This window comes from Pseudomonas sp. 13159349 (genome assembly GCF_013305685.1).
Classification (GTDB): domain Bacteria; phylum Pseudomonadota; class Gammaproteobacteria; order Pseudomonadales; family Pseudomonadaceae; genus Aquipseudomonas; species Aquipseudomonas asiatica.
The window spans coordinates 5,734,009-5,750,748 of record NZ_CP045553.1; the positions used below are offsets into that span (position 1 = coordinate 5,734,009).

Here is a 16,740-nt window from a genome sequence, read left to right on the forward strand (position 1 = left end):
GGCGCTTAGTTCCAGCCAGCCCGATCCATCAAGCGAATCGCTTCAGCCTGGCGCTTGCCAGCGATTTCAACCGGAATGCTGTCAGCCTTGAAGCTGCCCCACGCTGCCACTTCTTCCGATGGCTTGACCTTCGGGTTGGCCGGGAACTCCTGGTTGATGTCGGCGAACAGCTTCTGCGCCTCTTCACCAGTCATCCATTCAACCAGCTTCTTCGCCGCCTCCGGGTGTGGTGCATGCTTGGTCAGACCGATGCCCGACAGGTTCACGTGCACGCCACGGTCACCCTGGTTGGGCCAGAAGATCTTCACCGGCAGTTTCGGGTTCTGGTTGTGCAGACGACCGTAGTAGTAGGTGTTGACCACGCCCACGTCGCACTGGCCGGCCTCGATGGCCTGGATCACTGCGTTATCGTCGGAGAACACGTCGGTGGACAGGTTGTTGACCCAGCCTTTGACGATCTGCTCGGTCTTCGCCTCGCCGTGGGTCTCGATCAGGGTGGCGGTGAGCGACTGGTTGTACACTTTCTTCGCCGTGCGCAGGCACAGGCGGCCTTCCCACTGCTTGTCGGCCAGGGCTTCGTAGGTGCTCAGCTCTTGCGGCTTGACCCGCTCGGTGGAGTAGATGATGGTGCGCGCGCGCAGGCTCAGGCCGGTCCAGTCGTGGGACGAGGCGCGGTACTGCGGCGGGATGTTCTGGTCGATGATGTCGGACTTGATCGGCTGCAGGATGCCCATCTGCTCGGCCTGCCACAGGTTGCCGGCATCGACGGTCAGCAGCAGGTCGGCCACGCCGTTTTCGCCCTCGGCCTTGATGCGCTGCATCAGCGGGGCTTCCTTGTCGGTGATGAACTTGATCTTGACCCCAGTCTTGGCGGTATAGGCATCGAACACCGGCTTGATCAGCTCGTCGATGCGCGAGGAGTACACCACCACTTCGTCCGCTGCCTGGGCGGTGCCGCCGAACAGGGTCAGGGCCAGGGCGGCCAGTAGGGGCTTGCGTGGCAACATGGAAAGCACTCCTCGGATCGTATGAGAGGTGCAAATGGTAGTGAATCCCATTTTCCGACTCATCTACATAGGCGTTACCGGATGTTGCAGAGGGGGCTGCTGTGCAGCCCATCGCGACACAAGGCCGCTCCTACAAGAGATTGCGTCCCCCTGTAGGAGCGGCCTTGTGTCGCGAAAGGGCCGCAAAGCGGCCCCGACAATCTCAAGCCTTGGCCAGATCCGGCAGGTCACCGCTCAAACCCAGCGCCTGTCGCACAAACATCGCCTTGGCCTCCGGCATCTGCTCCACCAGCTTCAACCCGCTGTTACGCAACCAGCGCAACGGCAACGGGTTGGCCTGGAACAACCGCTCGAACCCCTCCATCGCCGCCATCAGCGCCAGGTTGTGCGGCATGCGCCGCCGCTCGTAACGGCTTAGCACCTTCACATCCGCCAGCCGCTCGCCACGCTCGCAGGCGTTGACCAGCACCTCGGCCAGCACCGCAGCATCGAGGAAGCCCAGGTTGACGCCCTGCCCGGCCAGCGGATGAATGGTGTGCGCGGCATCGCCGATCAATGCCAGGCCTTCATCCACATAGCGCTTGGCGTGGCGCTGGCGCAGCGGCACGCACACCCGAGGGTCGGCTTGCAGTACATCACCCAGCCGCCCCTCGAAAGCCCGCTCAAGGGCCTTCAGGAACGCAGCTTCATCCAGCGCCATCAACTGCTCGGCATGCTCCGGCGTGGTCGACCACACGATCGAGCACCAGTCCTGCTGGCCGTCGCGGGTCAGCGGCAGGAACGCCAATGGTCCTTCGTCGGTAAAGCGCTGCCAGGCCGTGGCCTGGTGCCCGGCGCTGCAACGCACGCTGGTGACAATGGCGTGGTGCAGGTAATCCCACTCGCGGGTTGCGCAGCCTGCCAGGCGCCGCACTGCCGAGTTGGCACCGTCGGCCGCGATCACCAGCGGCGCACGCAGCTGGCGGCCATCGGCGAGGGTCAGCAGCCACTCATCGCCGGAGCGTCGCAGCTGTTCGAGCCGCGCATTGGGCAGCAGGCCGATATCGCTGTCATGCAGGCGCTCCAGCAGGCCATCCTGCACCACCCGGTTCTCGACGATGTGGCCGAGCACCTGGGCATGCACGCTGGCCGCCGAGAAGTGAATCTGCCCGGTGCCGCTGCCATCCCATACATGCATGTCCGAGTATGGCGTGGCACGCCGGAGGGCGATGCCATCCCAAGCGCCAAGGCGCTCGAGGATGCGCTGGCTGGCTGCCGACAGCGCGCTGACACGCGGCTCGAACGGGGCCTGGGCATCGAACGGCTTGACCGTCAGCGGGCCGCCGTCGAGCAAGAGGATTTGCAAGCCACTGTGGCGCAATGCCAGGGCCAGGGCGCTGCCGACCATACCGGCACCGACAATCAACAGATCTGCGCGCATTTCCATGCCTTACGCCAGCCTCGCTTGCGGCTTGAGCCGCACATATAGGGTTTTATCGACCCGCGCCACCAGCTCGCCGGCGCCGTCGCGGATATCGACCTGCAAACGCGGCAGGCACTTCTTGCCGGTGGCAGTCTGCTGGCGGATTTCGTCCAGCAGCGCGTCATCGACGTGGAGCTCGGCATACACCGGGCCTTTGCCCGGCGAAATGAAATCGATGCTGGCGGCCTTGTCCCAGACGATGTAGTCACGCCCCAGCTGCTCGATCAACAGCAGCATGTAGAACGGGTCGACCATGCCGTACAGGCTGCCGCCGCACTGGGTGCCGACGTAGTTGCGGTTCCAGCGGGTCAGCTTCATCGCCACCTTGACGCTGCGCAGGTCCGGGCTGATGTGCTGTACGCGGATACCAGCGCCGAGGTGCGGCGGGAACAGGTTCAGCCGCCAGCGCAACAGGCACGCCCGGCGCGCCAGCCTGCGCGTGTTGTCACTCATGCCTGACCTCGCGGATCGGGGCGGGTGCCCAGGCCCATGGCCTGGCGGGCGAACCAGCTTTTGGCCGGTGGCAGCAGGTCGAGCCCGAGCAGGCCAAGGTTGCGGCCGGCGGCCAGCAATGGCTGGCTGCTGCCGAACAGACGGGTGACCTGATCGGAAAAGCCGATGGTCATGGCCTGGTCCACGCGCTGGCGCTGGTGGTAGGCCTGCAATGTTGTCAGGTCGCCAGGCTGCTGCGGGCCGGCCAGCAGCGCCTCGGCAAGCGCCTGCACGTCACGCAGCGACAGATTGAAGCCTTGGCCGGCAATAGGGTGCAGGCTGTGCGCGGCGTTACCCAGCACCACCAGATGCGGCCGCACCTGCTCCTGGGCCTCGATCAGCGACAGTGGGTAGAGGTGCCGCGCGCCGACCTGGCGCAAGGCGCCCAGGCGATAGCCGAACACGCCCTGCAGTTCACGCAGGAAATTGCGCTCGTCGATGTCGGCCAGACGCCTCGCGTCCATGCCCTGGCGGGTCCAGACCAGCGCGCAGCGGTTATCCGGCAGCGGCAGCAGGGCCATGGGGCCTTCTTCGGTGAAACGTTCGAAGGCCTGGCCGCCGTGGGCCTCGCCCGGGGTTATGTTGGCGATCAGCGCGCTCTGTTGGTAGGGCGTGTGGCGCACGTGGATACCCAGCTGTTCGCGCAGGCCGGAACGGCCACCGTCGGCCAGTACAGCCAGGTCGCACTCCAACTGGGTGTCATCGTTCAGCTGCAGGCGGTAGCCACCCTCAATGGCCTGCATCGCAGTCACTTCCGCCGGGCAGCGCCAGCTCACCACCTCGCTGTCCAGCCCTTGCCAAAGGCACTGGCCCAGCCAGGCGTTTTCCACCACGTAGCCAAGCGCCGGCACACCCTCTTCCCGGGCATCCAGGCGGGTGGCACCGAAACGGCCGCGGTCGGACACGTGAATCTGCAAGATCGGCTCGGCGCGATGGCCGATGGCCTGCCACAGGCCCAACTGCTGGTAGATCTGCTGGGTACCGAACGACAGTGCCGACGAACGCGCGTCGTAGCTGGGCTGGAAGCTGTCACCGGGGGCGAACGGCTCGATCAGCAGGATCTTCCAGCCTCGCGCCTTGGCCCCCGCCTGCAGGGCCAGGGCCAGGCTCGCGCCCACCAGGCCGCCACCGATGATCGCCAGGTTTACCCGATTCATGCCGCGTCCTTGCGGGCGGCCTGCATCAGCGCCTCGATCTCGGCGACCGTGCGCGGCACGCCCGAAGTCAGGATTTCACAACCTTGCCTGGTCACTACCACGTCGTCCTCGATCCTTACACCAATGCCGCGCCATTTCTTGGCCACGGCCTGATTGTCGGCGCCTATGTAGATGCCCGGCTCGACGGTCAGCGCCATGCCGGGTTCTAGCACCCGCCACTCACCGCCCACCTTGTACTCGCCCACATCGTGCACATCCATGCCCAGCCAGTGCCCGGCGCGGTGCATGTAGAAGGCACGATAGGCCTCGCTGTCGATCAGCGCCTGTACCTCGCCGGTCAGCAGGCCCAGTTCCACCAGGCCCTCGGTGATGACCCGCACGGTCGCCTCATGGGCGTGGTTCCAGTGCTTGCCAGGGGCGATTTCGGCAAACGCCGCTGCCTGGGCCTTGAGCACCAGCTCGTAGATGGCCCTCTGCTCGGGCGAAAAACGCCCGCTGACAGGGAAGGTACGGGTGATGTCGCTGGCGTAGCAGTCGATCTCGCAGCCGGCGTCGATCAGCACCAGGTCGCCATCCTTGAGCGGGGCGTCGTTCTGCTGATAGTGCAGGATGCAGCCATTGCGCCCGGCCGCGACGATCGAGCCGTAGGCCGGCATCTTCGCCCCGCCCTTGCGGAACTCATAGTCCAGCTCGGCTTCCAGGCTGTATTCGTGCAAGCCGGCCCGGCAGGCCTGCATGGCCCGCACGTGGGCCCGCGCCGAGATGTCTGCGGCAGCGCGCATCACCTTCACTTCCGCTGCCGATTTATACAGGCGCATGTCGTGCAGCAGATGATCCAGCGCAACGAACTCGTTCGGCGGCTGGGCCCCCAGGCGCGCCTTGGAGCGGATCACGTTGATCCAGTCCATCAGCCGGCGGTCGAACTCGGGGTTGCTGCCCATGGCGCTGTATACCCGCTCACGGCCTTCGATCAGGCCCGGCAGGATCTCGTCGATGTCGGTGATGGGGAAGGCATCGTCTGCGCCAAAATCGCGCACCGCACCTTCCTGGCCGGCACGCAGGCCGTCCCACAGCTCGCGCTCGGGGTTGCGTTCTCGGCAAAACAGCACGTATTCGCCATGCTCGCGACCGGGAATCAGCGCAATCACCGCTTCCGGCTCGGGGAAACCACTGAGGTACTGGAAGTCGCTGTCCTGGCGGTAAACGTGCTCGACGTCGCGGTTACGGATGGCAACCGCGGCGGCGGGCAGGATGGCGATGCTGTTGGGGACCATCTGCGCCATCAGCGCCTTGCGCCGACGGGCATACTCGGCCTTGGGAATGTGGCTCATGGGCAGACTACCCCTGGTTGATCAGTGCAGCGATGGCTTGGGTGCAGGGGCGGCCGGCTTGGCCAGCTCGGAGAACAGCAGCAACGGCGCCACACGCAGGTATTCCATGACTTCCATGTAATCGCTCTCGCCATCCTCGGACTCCTCGAGGGCTTCCTGGACCTGGGAAATGGCCACCAGGTCCTGCAGCACTTCCTTGGCCTCGTCGGACAGGTCCTTGCCACCGGCATTCAGGCCGAAACCGGTGATGAAGCCCTGGCACCACTGGCCCAGCGCGGTGGCGCGATCGCTCAGGGCGGCGTCGTCGGAAGGCAGCAGCAGGACGATCGCCATGTCGTCGCTGGTCAGTTCGCCCTTGACCATTTCCTGCAGGCCGACCAGGGCGTTGCGTACGGTGTCACCGGGCTCGGTTTCCAGCAGCTGGGCGGCATCGGCCAGCCAGCCGTCGGCGTCGAAGCCGGCACCGGCGCAGCTGCGGCCGATCAGCAGGCCGTGCAGTTCGGCCGGGGTTACAGGATGGCCATTGCTGGACAGCAGCATGGCGAAGGCGATGTAGGGCGATTGGGTATTGGGCATGGGCAGCTAGGCGCCAGACGGCGCAATGACTAGAATGGAGACCTTGTATCCTAGCACCGGCAGGCGCGCCAAGACCATCGGCACTGGCCGTCGCCGCCCAGGGAGAGGCATCATCGCCAGGTGACTCAACGACGGAGCGAATCGAGTGCAACCCACGCAAGAGAACGACCTGCAGGCACTGATGAGCCGATTCGAGTTGCTGATCGAACGTGTCGAGCAACTAAAACGGCAAAATGCACTCCTAGTAGCTCAGGAAAAGTCCTGGCGCGAAGAGCGCGCCCACCTCATCGAAAAGAACGAGATCGCCAAGCGCAAGGTCGAGTCGATGATTTTACGCCTCAAGGCTCTGGAGCAAGACTCATGAGTTCAAGCAATAGCGTCACCGTGCAGATCCTCGACAAGGAATATTCGATCATCTGCCCGCCGGAAGAGCGCAACAACCTGGTCAGTGCCGCGCGCTACCTGGACGGCAAGATGCGCGAAATCCGCAGCAGCGGCAAGGTGATCGGCGCCGACCGCATCGCGGTCATGGCAGCGTTGAACATCACCCACGAAATGCTGCACCGCCAGGAAGAGCGCAACGATGCTCCGGCAGGCGGCACCACCCGCGAACAGGTGCGCGACCTGCTGGAACGGGTCGACCAGGCACTGTCCGACGACGCGGATACCAAAATCGGCTGAGATTGGTATACTGGCGCCACTCCCTGGGGGATGCGCCAGTCGGTTATGTCCCTGAGCCGATACGCACAACCACGGGGGTTGCACGCTGGGGCCGGTGTGCATGTCCGCCCGACGGAAAGCCTTAACGCCCCCTGCAATCTCCACCTTGAACTTTCGGGTTCAAGGGCTACACCGATAGCGGTCTTATCGGGGAGCCTGAATTATCTTGCCCGCCCCTTTCGGCGGGCAATTCGTATTGGCCGACCACGTCGGCCAGCACCTGGGATCGCCCGTGCCATGACCGACACCGCGCAGCTCACCCGCCCCCAGCTCCGTCGCCTGCTCCGCAATGCCCGCCGCGCCCTTACCCCTGCTCAGCAACGCCAGGCCGCCCTTGGCCTTTACCGCCAGCTGGCGCAGCACCCGCTGTTCCGACGCGCCCGGCACATTGCCCTGTACTTGCCCAACGATGGCGAAATCGACCCTTACCTGCTGCTGCGCGAGGCCCAGCGCCGCGGCAAGCGCACCTACCTGCCGGTGCTGCACGCCTGGCCGCGCACGCGCATGGTGTTCCAGCGCTTCGAGCAAGGCGAGAAGCTCAAGCCCAACCGCTTTCGCATTCCCGAGCCGGTCACCGAGCGCAAGCGCCAGCGCCCGATCTGGTCGCTGGACCTGATCCTGCTACCGTTGGTCGGTTTCGACGAAGTGGGCGGTCGCCTGGGAATGGGCGGTGGTTTCTATGATCGCAGCCTGGCCTACCAGGCGCGTCGCCAGACCTGGAAAAAGCCGTTGCTGTTGGGGCTGGCACATGAATGCCAGAAGGTCGAGCGGCTGGCTCAGGCCAGTTGGGATGTACCGCTGCAGGGGACGGTCTCGGACCGTGGCTGGTACCTGGCGCCGCGTTGAGCGGCGCCAGCGGGGGCATCAACGTTTCGGCTGGCTGGCGTCGACCGGCATCTGATAGGCGTTGTCCAGCTTGCGCTCCCAGATCCCTTGCGCATAACCGGTAGTGACCACACCCAGGCCGAAAATGAACACCAAGACCCACAGCAGATCCGGCTTGTTACGTTGATTCATCGAAGATTGCCCCCCAGGCAAACTGTTCACGCTCGGCAACTTTCTGGGTATTGCCGGAGCATCGCGCTTTAAACGGGGCGCATTTTCCGACAACCTGCGTCTGCACGCAAACCTTGACGCCAACCGGCTGTCGGTTTCGTGCAACAGGTTATTTCAAACCTTTTCAGGAGCAGCACCCCATGGCCTACTGGCTGATGAAATCCGAGCCCGACGAGCTCTCCATTGAAGCCCTCGGCCGGCTCGGCGAAGCGCGCTGGGACGGCGTGCGCAACTATCAGGCACGCAATTTCCTGCGGGCCATGAGCGTTGGCGACGAGTTCTTCTTCTACCACTCCAGCTGTCCGCAGCCGGGCATCGCCGGCATTGCCAGGATCACCCGCGCAGCCTACCCGGACCCAACCGCGCTGGACCCGCAGAGCCCCTACTACGATGCCAAGGCCACGGCCGACAAGAACCCTTGGAGCGCGGTCGATGTGGCCCATGTGCAAACCCTGCCACGGGTGCTGGAGCTGGGCTGGCTGAAACAGCAGACAAGCCTGGCCGAACTGCCGCTGGTGCAGAAGGGCAGCCGCCTGTCGGTAATGCCCGTGACGCCAGAGCAATGGGCGGTGATTGTCGCTTTGCGTTGAAACTGCGGCTAAGGTCAGATCTTGCTGACCGGGGCGGTCCCCTGTAGGAGCGGCCTTGTGTCGCGATGGGGCGCACAGCGGCCCCGGGATATCAGCGTCACCCCATGAATTGCCGGGGCTGCTTTGCAGCCCTTTCGCGACACAAGGCCGCTCCTACAGGGACTGTGGGGGCCTTTGATTGATATCAACACATCGCTCATGGCTGCACGCCATGATGCAGTGTGCATGACCGCAAGGATGCAGACCGATGAACCGATACGCCCCCAGGATCTTCGCCACCGCGCTGATCGCCCTACTCGCAACAGCCGGTGGGCTGGGGTACTGGAAGTCGCTCCACGACCAGTTGCCCGAAGGCCTGAGCATGGGCAACGGCCGCCTGGAAGCCACCGAAGTGCAGATCGCCAGCAAAATCCCCGGCCGCCTGGCCGAAGTGCTGGTCGACGAAGGTGACAAGGTAACTCGCGGCCAGCTGCTGGCGCGCATCGACACCCGTACCATGGAAGCCCAGCGCAGCCAGGCCGAAGCCGAAGTGCTGCGCGCCCGGGAAAACTACGCCGCCGCCCAGGCCAGTGTGCAGCTGCGCCAAAGCGAACTGCTGCTGGCCAGCCAGGAGCTCAAGCGCGTTCGCGAGATCTTCCAGCGCAAATACGCCAGCCAGCAGTTGCTCGACCAACAGCAGGCGCGCTTCGACACGGCCAACGCCGCCGTAGTCGCCGCCCGCGCCCAACTGGCGGCGATCAAGGCCGCCATCGGCGCCGCCGAGGCCCAGGTAGCGCAGCTCACCAGCGAAATCGACGACAGCAGTCTGCGCGCACCGATCAACGGCATCATCCAGCTGCGTCTGGCCGAGCCCGGTGAAGTGCTGGGTGCCGGCGGCCGCGTGCTGATGTTGATCGACCCCAGCGACCAGTACATGAACCTTTACCTGCCCGCCTCCACCAGCGGCCGGCTGACCGTCGGCGACCAGGCACGGATCGTGCTCGACGCCCTGCCCGAGCGGGCGCTGCCGGCGAAGGTTGCCTTTGTCGCGGCCAAGGCCCAGTTCACCCCCAAGCAGGTGGAAACCCGCGACGAGCGGCAGAAGCTGGTGTTCCGGGTCAAGTTGCGCCTGACCGACCCGGGCGCCGTGCCGCAGGCCAAGCCGGGCATGCCAGGCGCCGGCTACGTACGCACGGCTGAGGTGGACTGGCCGGCCAACCTGCAATGAACGCCCCGGCACTGCTGGCCGAGGGTATCAGCCATCGCTACGGCGACCTGGTCGCCTTGCACCCCCTCGGGTTCAGCCTGCCGGCGGGCACCCGCTGCGCGCTGATCGGCCCTGACGGGGCTGGCAAATCGACCCTGCTGGGGCTGATCGCCGGCGTCAAGCGCCTGCAACAGGGCGAACTGCAGGTGCTGGGTGGCTCGATCCGCCAGCGGCGCCATCGCGCGGCGCTGTACCCGAAAGTGGCGTTCATGCCGCAGGGGCTGGGCAACAACCTGTATCCGGAGCTGTCGATCAGCGAGAACATCCGCTTTTTCGCCACCCTGTTCGGCCTCGGCCGTCGCGAATGCGAACAGCGCATGGCCAACCTGCTACAGGCCACCGACCTGCAGCGCTTTGCCGAGCGCCCGGCGGGCAAACTGTCGGGCGGCATGAAGCAGAAGCTTGGCCTATGCTGCGCGCTGATCCACGAGCCGGACCTGCTGATCCTCGACGAGCCGACCACCGGCGTCGACCCACTGTCGCGGCGGCGCTTCTGGGAGCTGGTCGAACAGGTACGCGCACAGCGCCCGCAACTGACCCTGCTGGTGGCCACCGCCTACATGGAAGAGGCTGAACAGTTCGAGCATTGCCTGATGCTCGATGGCGGCCGTCTGCTGGCCGCCGGCCCCAGCCATGAACTGGGCGCAGTCACCCCCAGTGGCAAGCTGGACGACGCCTTCACCCACTACCAGGGCGCGGGCAAGGCACAACACCCTCCGCTCATCATCCCGCCGCGCCCGGCCGCTGACAGCCCGGTCGCCATCGAGGCCCACGACCTGACCCTGCGCTTTGGCGATTTCACTGCTGTGAACAAGGTCAGCTTCGCCATTGGCCGCGGCGAGATTTTCGGCTTCCTGGGCTCCAACGGCTGCGGCAAGACCACCACCATGAAAGTGCTTACCGGGCTGATGCCGGCCAGCGAAGGCAGCGCCAGCCTGCTCGGCCGCCCGGTGGATGCCAGTGACCTGGCCACGCGCAAACGGGTCGGTTTCATGTCGCAGAGTTTTTCGTTGTATGGCGAGCTGAGCACCCGGCAGAACCTCACTCTGCATACACGCCTGTTCGACCTGCCCAAGGCCGAGAGCGCCCAGCGCATCGACGAGCTGATCGAGCGCTTCGACCTGGTTGCCATCGCCGACCAGCCATCCGGTGCCCTGCCCCTCGGCCTGCGTCAGCGCCTGTCACTGGCGGTAGCGGTGCTGCACCGCCCGGAAGTGCTGATCCTCGACGAACCCACCTCCGGCGTCGACCCGGCTGCCCGTGACGACTTCTGGCGCCTGCTGGTGGAGCTTTCACGCGAGCAGGGCGTGACCATTTTCCTTTCTACCCACTTCATGAACGAAGCCCAGCGCTGCGACCGTATCTCGCTGATGCATGCAGGCCGGGTACTGGCCTGCGACACGCCGGATGCCCTGCAACGCCACTACCAGGGCAACACTCTGGAAGACGCGTTCGTGCGCTGCCTGGAACAGGCTCAGGAACTAGCGCCGCAAGCCACCGACAACACCGTGCTGGAGCAGACCGCCACGCCTGCGCCGCCGCTGCGCCAGGGCTTCAGCCTGCGTCGCCTGCTGGCGGTGGCCAGCCGTGAGGGCAAGGAGCTGCTGCGCGACAAGGTGCGCCTGGCCTTCGCCCTGCTGGGGGCGATGTTCATGATGGTGATCTTCGGCTATGGCATTTCACTGGATGTGGAAAACCTCGCCTTCGCCGTACACGACCAGGACCAGAGCCCGCAAAGCCGGGCCTACCTCGAAGCCTTCCGTGGTTCACGCTATTTCGCCGAACAGGCGCCCATCCGCGACACCCGCGAAATGCACCAGCGCCTGCAGCGCTCGGAAATCAAACTGGCACTGGAAATTCCACCCGGCTTCGGCCGCGACCTCTACGCCGGGCGTCAACCGGTGGTGGCCGCCTGGCTCGATGGCGGTATGCCGTTCCGCGCCGAAACCAGCCGCAATTACGTGGAAGCCGTGCACCAGGCCAATCTCGAGCAACTAGCCAAAGCCAGCCCACAGCCGCAGCCGCGCCAGGACCTGGTGCGCCTGGAAACCCGTTTTCGCTACAACCAGGATGTGGTCAGCGTGAACGCCATCGGCCCTGGGGTAATGGCGCTGATCCTGGCCTTCATCCCGGCCATGCTCACCGCGCTAGGTATCGTCCGCGAGAAAGAGCTCGGCTCCATCACCAACTTCTACGCCACACCCCTCACCCGCCTGGAGTTTCTGCTCGGCAAGCAGATGCCCTATCTGGCCGTGAGCCTGGTCAACCTGGCGCTGCTGGTGGCGATGAACCGCTGGCTGTTCGCCGTGCCGCTCAAGGGCAGCGTGCTGGCCCTGGCCTGTGGCGGCGTCGCCTACCTGCTGGCTACCACCAGCCTGGGCCTGTTGATCTCGGCCTTCACCCGCACACAGATCGCCGCCATCCTGGGCACCATGATCATCACCAGCTTGCCGACCATCCAGTTTTCCGGGCTGATCGTGCCACGCTCGTCGCTGGATGGCGCGGCGGCGGTGATGGGCCAACTGTTCCCGGCGGGCTACTTCCTCGATATCGCGGTCGGCACCTTCACCAAGGCGCTGGGACTGCGCGAGCTGTGGCCGCAGTGCCTGATCCTGCTCAGCTTTTTTGCCGTGTTCACCGGCCTGAGCCTGGCCATGCTGAAGAAGCAGGAGGCCTGATATGTCACGCCTGAACCACACCCTGCGTCTTGGCCTGAAAGAGCTGACCAGCCTGCGCCATGACAGCGTGCTACTGCTGTTCCTGCTGTATGCCTTCAGCGTGGCCATCTACATGCCGGCAGCCGGCTCGGTGATCGGCGTGCACAACGCCAGTGTCGCGATGGTGGACGAAGACCACAGCCTGCTATCGCGCAAGCTTGGTGAAGCCCTGCAACCACCCGAGTTCCAGCCCGCCGTGCCACTGGCCCCGCAGCGTCTGGACCAGGCCATGGACAGCGGCCAGTACACCTTCGTGATCAACGTGCCGGTGAACTTCCAGAGCGACCTGCTGGCCGGGCGCTCGCCGGAACTGCAGATCTATGTCGACGCCACGGCCATGAGCCAGGCGTTCATGGGTGCCGGCTACATCGGCCGCATCTTCGAACGCGAGTTGCTCGACTACAGCCAGCGCAGCAACACACAGAGCCCGGTGATAATAAACGCCAAGGCTCTGTTCAACCCCAACCTGGAGGGCGGCTGGTTCCTGGCGGTGATCCAGATCGTCAACAACATCACCATCCTGGCGATCATACTCACCGGCACCGCGTTGCTGCGCGAGCGCGAGCACGGCACCCTCGACCACCTGCTGGTGCTACCGCTGACCGCGCTGGAAATCATGCTGGCGAAGATTGCCAGCAACGCGCTGGTAGTGGTGATCTGTACCTGGATTTCGCTGGTGGTGGTGGTCAAGGGCGCGCTTGGCGTGCCGCTGTCCGGTTCGATGGGCCTGTTCCTGGCCGTGACGGCGCTCTACCTGTTCGCCAGTACCGCACTGGGCATCTTCCTCGCCACCCTGGCGCGCTCGACGCCACAATTCGGCCTGCTGGCGATCCCGGTGATCATCCCGATGCTGTTGCTTTCCGGCGGCAGCACACCGCTGGACAGCATGCCGCAGTGGCTGCAGTGGGTGATGCAGGGGTCGCCGTCGACGCACTTTGTCAGCCTTGGCGCCGCAATTCTGTTTCGTGATGCCGGTTGGACGGTGGTGTGGCCGGACATCCTGGCGCTGGCCGTGATCGGGCTGGTGTTCTTCGGCGTGGCGCTGGCGCGGTTTCGCCGAAGCCTGGCGTCCTGATCCAAATTGGTATCTAGCACAAAGACAAAGGGCGCCTTTCGGCGCCCTACTCACAGACAGGTCGGCTTGTCATCGCCGTACACCTGCCCGGCTCTGTAATTGCTGGTTGAACCAGGATCCGCAGAGTCTTGCAAGCCCCTTACGGGAACGGGCCCATTATCACGCATCGAGCGTTACATTGCCAACAGACTGCACTGTTGCTGGATGTGAGAAACCCAGCGTAAAACCAACAGCAGCCCTCACGGCGGCGAAGTGCTCCGGCCGCATTGTAAAGGTCATGTATTCCCGACCACCGCCCTGGCGCGATCTGATCCGACATCTGTCCAGTCTGGAGGTAGCTACCGTGTAGATCATGTCGCACTTGGCCCAGCATGTCGGGGCCGGGCCAGGCAGATAACTCGGCAGCACAACGTGATGCCTTGTCAGTTGATCCGGTGCGGTGGTGCTCAGTGGGATTATCGTCACCAACTGACGGTTTTGACTGTGCTTGCGAAGAACGACAACGGGGCGCACCTTGATCATTTCAGGCACTTGAAAGCCTGAAAAGTCGCACATCAGTACAGTCGCCTCTTTCGGCTGGTACTTCAAAGGCATTGCCAACACTCTCAAGCAACTGAAGACAAGGCACAATTTAGCTCGGCCTTGGCTTCAGAAACCGAAAACTGGCGGGCTTACAGGAAAGACGGAAAAGTCCTACAACCGTGGTAAGCCTGACTTCAATCCAGCTCACCAGCAATCGACCTCACAATGCTTCAGATCACTGCACGATCAGGTTGTTGAATAGCAGGTCTTCAACGATCGGCTTGCCTTCTTCGGCTTCCATCACCTGCTGCACCTGTTTCAGCGCTTCCTGGCGAAGATGCTCCTTGGCCTCGACGTTGCTCATGCTGTCCACCGACTGTTGGGTGAACAGCGCCACCAGCTGGTTGCGGATCAGCGGCTCGTGGTGCTTCACCGCCTTGGCGGCTTCGTCGCCGGTCACGCGCAGGGCCACGTCGGCCTTGTACACGCGCAGCCGCGGGCTACCGTCGAGGGCGTAGTTGCCCACAAAGGGCGGACTCAGGCTGATGTAGGCGACTTTCGGCGCCCCTTCCTTGGCTTCCTCGCCCATGGCCGCAGCCGGCAGCAGCAGCGCCAGCACCATCAAGATCCACGCTTTCAAGAATTCGCTCCTCAATACAGTTGGTGCCAGCTTACCCAGCATGCCGCTCAAACCCAAGCCCGTGCTTGTGCCGCCACTTATGCCTGCACATCAGGGCGCCCCATGCTCGTTGACCGGGCAGGCGGCCCTCCTACACTTATCGGCCACGACCCGCAAAGGAATAGCCCCGATGAAAGCTGTGTTGTGCAAAACCCTGGGCCCGGCGCGCGACCTGGTGCTGGAAGAGGTAGCCAGCCCGGTGCCGAAGAAAAACGAGATCCTGCTGGATGTGCAGGCCGCAGGGGTCAACTTCCCCGACACCCTGATCATCGAAGGCAAGTACCAGTTCCAGCCACCGTTGCCGTTCTCCCCCGGCGGCGAGGCAGCGGGCGTGGTGGCCGCAGTCGGGGAAAAGGCCGGCGCGTTCAAGGTCGGTGACCGGGTCATGGCGCTGACCGGCTGGGGTGCATTCGCCGAGCAGGTGGCGGTGCCGTTCTACAATGTGTTGCCGATCCCGGCGAGCATGGACTTCACCACTGCCGCGGCATTCGGCATGACATACGGAACCTCCATGCACGCCCTGCGCCAGCGCGGCCAGTTGCAGGCGGGCGAGACGCTGTTGGTGCTGGGTGCGTCCGGCGGGGTCGGCCTGGCGGCGGTGGAGATCGGCAAGGCCATGGGCGCGCGGGTGATCGCGGCCGCCAGCAGTGCGGAAAAACTGGCCGTGGCCAAGGCAGCCGGCGCGGATGAACTGATCGACTACAGCCAGGCCAGCCTGCGTGACGAGATCAAGCGCCTGACCGGTGGCCAGGGCGTAGACGTGATCTACGACCCGGTGGGTGGCGAGTTGTTCGAGCAGGCCGTGCGCGGGCTGGCCTGGAATGGCCGGTTGCTGGTGGTGGGCTTTGCCAGCGGGACCATCCCGCAGCTGGCGGCCAACCTGGTGTTGCTCAAGGGTGCGGCGGTGCTCGGGGTATTCTGGGGGGCGTTTGCCCAGCGTCAGCCGGAGGACAATGCGGCCAACTTCCGGCAGCTGTTTGCATGGCATGCCGAAGGCAAGTTGAAGCCGCTGGTGTCGCAGACTTATCCACTGGCTGAGGCAGGGGCTGCCATTGAAAAGTTGGGGCAGCGTCAGGCTGTGGGTAAGTTGGTGGTGCTGGCCAGGTAAGGATTGAGAAATCTGTTGCCTGTCAGGGCCCTATCGCCGGCAAGCCGGCTCCCACAGGATCTCCACAGTGTCCAAGGCCAGTGGAGTACCTGTGGGAGCGGGCGTGCCCGCGAAGAGGCTGGTGCAGGCCAATCAGACTTCGCGCAGGTTATGGCAGCGCCTGAACCGCGCCTCCAGGTTGCGATCGGGCATCTGGTGGCTGCGCAGGGCATTCAAGGTCTGTTCGACATAATCACGCGTAGTGCCATAGCGCCCCTTGGCACTGGCCAGGATCTGGCTTAGCAGGGTGTCCGGCAGGTTCCCGGCATAGCACGGCAAATGCCGCTCCAGCACGAAACCCAGGGCCTGCACCTTGCTGCCATCACCCAACCGGCAGCTGAGCCAGTGCGGCCGGTACGCCGGGTACGGCATCTCGCGCTGCCACAAGGCCATCAGCGAATCGTCCAGGCTGCTGTCATCCAGCCGGTAGGCAAAACCGCTGCAGGAGCCACCACGGTCCAGGCCGAACACCAGGCCAGGGGTTTCCGGGGTGCCACGGTGCTCATGCGACCACAGGTACAAGCCACGGTGGTAACCATGCACCCGCGCGCGCTGGCGCTCCACCGAGTTGCACTCCGGTCGCCAGATCAACGAACCATAGGCGAACAGCCACACCGGCCCACCCTGATGGCGAGACATGGTTGTCTTCATGGAATTGAACAACTGTTCGCGAGTATGTTGCTGACCGAAGTCGAGTGTCGGTGGATATGAAACTTCCCAGGACATACTTTCAAGTGCCGACATAAGCTGCCGCCATTATCCCTGTGAACTACGGATGTAGCGAGATTCGATTACGATGCGCCCCCAGCCTCTGTACCAAGGGCGCTTGCAGTAACCATAGGACAGAAGTGCAGGAATACTCAAGCCCTCGCGCCAGAGTTTCATCCTCGCTCCCGACGACTGGAAAGTACTGTTTCAGCAACTGTGAAAGTTATTAGCCAAGGCGGTAACAATTACCGCCTT

At 64.3% G+C, this 16,740-nt stretch carries 18 protein-coding genes and 1 other RNA gene; 9 read left to right on the forward strand and 10 right to left on the reverse strand.

Translation table 11 applies throughout. The annotated features are described in order from the left end of the window. Nucleotides 1-5: 5 nt before the first annotated feature. From GEV38_RS26295 to GEV38_RS26320, 6 genes are all read right to left on the reverse strand, one after another. Entirely contained in the window at nt 6-1,007 is a 1,002-nt protein-coding gene (locus GEV38_RS26295; protein WP_015272231.1) for an extracellular solute-binding protein, read from the reverse strand. 202 nt (nt 1,008-1,209) lie between these two features. Then, the gene (locus tag GEV38_RS26300; protein ID WP_173896053.1) at nt 1,210-2,427 is read right to left on the reverse strand and encodes a 2-octaprenyl-3-methyl-6-methoxy-1,4-benzoquinol hydroxylase; all 1,218 of its coding nucleotides are present in this window, start codon (nt 2,425-2,427) and stop codon (nt 1,210-1,212) included. 9 nt (nt 2,428-2,436) lie between these two features. After that, on the reverse strand, nt 2,437-2,922 hold the full coding sequence (locus GEV38_RS26305) for a DUF4442 domain-containing protein (protein ID WP_013974720.1): 486 nt from the start codon (nt 2,920-2,922) through the stop codon (nt 2,437-2,439). After that, complete coding sequence (gene ubiH / locus GEV38_RS26310) at nt 2,919-4,118, reverse strand: 2-octaprenyl-6-methoxyphenyl hydroxylase (protein WP_015272233.1); 1,200 nt, start codon at nt 4,116-4,118, stop codon at nt 2,919-2,921. Before ubiH ends, GEV38_RS26305 begins: the two co-directional genes overlap by 4 nt. Next, nucleotides 4,115-5,449, reverse strand: a complete 1,335-nt coding sequence (pepP, locus tag GEV38_RS26315; protein ID WP_015272234.1) for a Xaa-Pro aminopeptidase — start codon at nt 5,447-5,449, stop codon at nt 4,115-4,117. The genes ubiH and pepP overlap by 4 nt, the downstream gene beginning before the upstream one ends. A 21-nt stretch (nt 5,450-5,470) precedes the next feature. Next, entirely contained in the window at nt 5,471-6,025 is a 555-nt protein-coding gene (locus GEV38_RS26320) for a YecA family protein (protein ID WP_003259367.1), read from the reverse strand. A gap of 181 nt (nt 6,026-6,206) precedes the next feature. On the opposite strand from GEV38_RS26320, the gene GEV38_RS26325 reads away from it, so the two are divergent. From GEV38_RS26325 to GEV38_RS26340, 4 genes are all read left to right on the forward strand, one after another. Beyond that, nucleotides 6,207-6,389: a TIGR02449 family protein gene (locus tag GEV38_RS26325; RefSeq protein ID WP_029886233.1), complete on the forward strand. Its 183-nt coding sequence runs from the start codon at nt 6,207-6,209 to the stop codon at nt 6,387-6,389. Next, a complete protein-coding gene (locus tag GEV38_RS26330) occupies nt 6,386-6,706 on the forward strand; it encodes a cell division protein ZapA (protein ID WP_015272235.1) in 321 nt (106 codons plus the stop codon). The genes GEV38_RS26325 and GEV38_RS26330 overlap by 4 nt, the downstream gene beginning before the upstream one ends. A gap of 17 nt (nt 6,707-6,723) precedes the next feature. Continuing rightward, nucleotides 6,724-6,903, forward strand: a non-coding RNA gene (gene ssrS, locus GEV38_RS26335) — 6S RNA. Nucleotides 6,904-6,982: 79 nt separating this feature from the next. Next, nucleotides 6,983-7,591, forward strand: coding sequence for a 5-formyltetrahydrofolate cyclo-ligase (locus tag GEV38_RS26340; protein ID WP_003259369.1), 609 nt, complete (start codon nt 6,983-6,985; stop codon nt 7,589-7,591). Nucleotides 7,592-7,609: 18 nt separating this feature from the next. Here the strand turns inward: GEV38_RS26340 and GEV38_RS26345 are convergent, their stop codons facing one another. Next, nucleotides 7,610-7,762 (reverse strand): hypothetical protein, encoded by a 153-nt coding sequence (locus GEV38_RS26345; protein ID WP_015272236.1) that lies wholly within the window; start codon nt 7,760-7,762, stop codon nt 7,610-7,612. A 179-nt stretch (nt 7,763-7,941) separates the two neighbouring features. On the opposite strand from GEV38_RS26345, the gene GEV38_RS26350 reads away from it, so the two are divergent. From GEV38_RS26350 to GEV38_RS26365, 4 genes are all read left to right on the forward strand, one after another. Next, nucleotides 7,942-8,391, forward strand: coding sequence for an EVE domain-containing protein (locus GEV38_RS26350; protein ID WP_015272237.1), 450 nt, complete (start codon nt 7,942-7,944; stop codon nt 8,389-8,391). 247 nt (nt 8,392-8,638) lie between these two features. Further along, nucleotides 8,639-9,598, forward strand: a complete 960-nt coding sequence (locus tag GEV38_RS26355; protein WP_015272238.1) for an HlyD family secretion protein — start codon at nt 8,639-8,641, stop codon at nt 9,596-9,598. Then, nucleotides 9,595-12,315, forward strand: a complete 2,721-nt coding sequence (gene rbbA / locus GEV38_RS26360) for a ribosome-associated ATPase/putative transporter RbbA (protein ID WP_054573423.1) — start codon at nt 9,595-9,597, stop codon at nt 12,313-12,315. Before GEV38_RS26355 ends, rbbA begins: the two co-directional genes overlap by 4 nt. A gap of 1 nt (nt 12,316) precedes the next feature. Further along, nucleotides 12,317-13,429: an ABC transporter permease gene (locus GEV38_RS26365; RefSeq protein WP_054573424.1), complete on the forward strand. Its 1,113-nt coding sequence runs from the start codon at nt 12,317-12,319 to the stop codon at nt 13,427-13,429. Nucleotides 13,430-13,588: 159 nt separating this feature from the next. On the opposite strand, the gene GEV38_RS26370 is transcribed toward GEV38_RS26365, so the two are convergent. Together GEV38_RS26370 and GEV38_RS26375 are read right to left on the reverse strand one after the other, a co-directional pair. Continuing rightward, complete coding sequence (locus tag GEV38_RS26370) at nt 13,589-14,023, reverse strand: type II toxin-antitoxin system PemK/MazF family toxin (RefSeq protein ID WP_043935993.1); 435 nt, start codon at nt 14,021-14,023, stop codon at nt 13,589-13,591. Nucleotides 14,024-14,186: 163 nt separating this feature from the next. After that, complete coding sequence (locus tag GEV38_RS26375; RefSeq protein ID WP_003259380.1) at nt 14,187-14,591, reverse strand: flagellar basal body-associated protein FliL; 405 nt, start codon at nt 14,589-14,591, stop codon at nt 14,187-14,189. 169 nt (nt 14,592-14,760) lie between these two features. Between GEV38_RS26375 and GEV38_RS26380 the strand changes: the two genes are divergently transcribed. Further along, nucleotides 14,761-15,738 (forward strand): NADPH:quinone oxidoreductase family protein, encoded by a 978-nt coding sequence (locus GEV38_RS26380; RefSeq protein WP_015272242.1) that lies wholly within the window; start codon nt 14,761-14,763, stop codon nt 15,736-15,738. 132 nt (nt 15,739-15,870) lie between these two features. Here the strand turns inward: GEV38_RS26380 and GEV38_RS26385 are convergent, their stop codons facing one another. After that, nucleotides 15,871-16,521 (reverse strand): gamma-glutamylcyclotransferase, encoded by a 651-nt coding sequence (locus tag GEV38_RS26385; RefSeq protein ID WP_043935995.1) that lies wholly within the window; start codon nt 16,519-16,521, stop codon nt 15,871-15,873. Nucleotides 16,522-16,740 lie beyond the last annotated feature (219 nt).

Bases quoted from the DNA above. Each gene is read 5' to 3' on its own strand.
- GEV38_RS26295 (WP_015272231.1), bottom strand. From the start codon at position 1,007: ATGTTGCCACGCAAGCCCCTACTGGCCGCCCTGGCCCTGACCCTGTTC.
- GEV38_RS26300 (WP_173896053.1), bottom strand. From the start codon at position 2,427: ATGCGCGCAGATCTGTTGATTGTCGGTGCCGGTATGGTCGGCAGCGCC.
- GEV38_RS26305 (WP_013974720.1), bottom strand. From the start codon at position 2,922: ATGAGTGACAACACGCGCAGGCTGGCGCGCCGGGCGTGCCTGTTGCGC.
- ubiH (WP_015272233.1), bottom strand. From the start codon at position 4,118: ATGAATCGGGTAAACCTGGCGATCATCGGTGGCGGCCTGGTGGGCGCG.
- pepP (WP_015272234.1), bottom strand. From the start codon at position 5,449: ATGAGCCACATTCCCAAGGCCGAGTATGCCCGTCGGCGCAAGGCGCTG.
- GEV38_RS26320 (WP_003259367.1), bottom strand. From the start codon at position 6,025: ATGCCCAATACCCAATCGCCCTACATCGCCTTCGCCATGCTGCTGTCC.
- GEV38_RS26325 (WP_029886233.1), top strand. From the start codon at position 6,207: ATGAGCCGATTCGAGTTGCTGATCGAACGTGTCGAGCAACTAAAACGG.
- GEV38_RS26330 (WP_015272235.1), top strand. From the start codon at position 6,386: ATGAGTTCAAGCAATAGCGTCACCGTGCAGATCCTCGACAAGGAATAT.
- GEV38_RS26340 (WP_003259369.1), top strand. From the start codon at position 6,983: ATGACCGACACCGCGCAGCTCACCCGCCCCCAGCTCCGTCGCCTGCTC.
- GEV38_RS26345 (WP_015272236.1), bottom strand. From the start codon at position 7,762: ATGAATCAACGTAACAAGCCGGATCTGCTGTGGGTCTTGGTGTTCATT.
- GEV38_RS26350 (WP_015272237.1), top strand. From the start codon at position 7,942: ATGGCCTACTGGCTGATGAAATCCGAGCCCGACGAGCTCTCCATTGAA.
- GEV38_RS26355 (WP_015272238.1), top strand. From the start codon at position 8,639: ATGAACCGATACGCCCCCAGGATCTTCGCCACCGCGCTGATCGCCCTA.
- rbbA (WP_054573423.1), top strand. From the start codon at position 9,595: ATGAACGCCCCGGCACTGCTGGCCGAGGGTATCAGCCATCGCTACGGC.
- GEV38_RS26365 (WP_054573424.1), top strand. From the start codon at position 12,317: ATGTCACGCCTGAACCACACCCTGCGTCTTGGCCTGAAAGAGCTGACC.
- GEV38_RS26370 (WP_043935993.1), bottom strand. From the start codon at position 14,023: ATGCCTTTGAAGTACCAGCCGAAAGAGGCGACTGTACTGATGTGCGAC.
- GEV38_RS26380 (WP_015272242.1), top strand. From the start codon at position 14,761: ATGAAAGCTGTGTTGTGCAAAACCCTGGGCCCGGCGCGCGACCTGGTG.
- GEV38_RS26385 (WP_043935995.1), bottom strand. From the start codon at position 16,521: ATGTCGGCACTTGAAAGTATGTCCTGGGAAGTTTCATATCCACCGACA.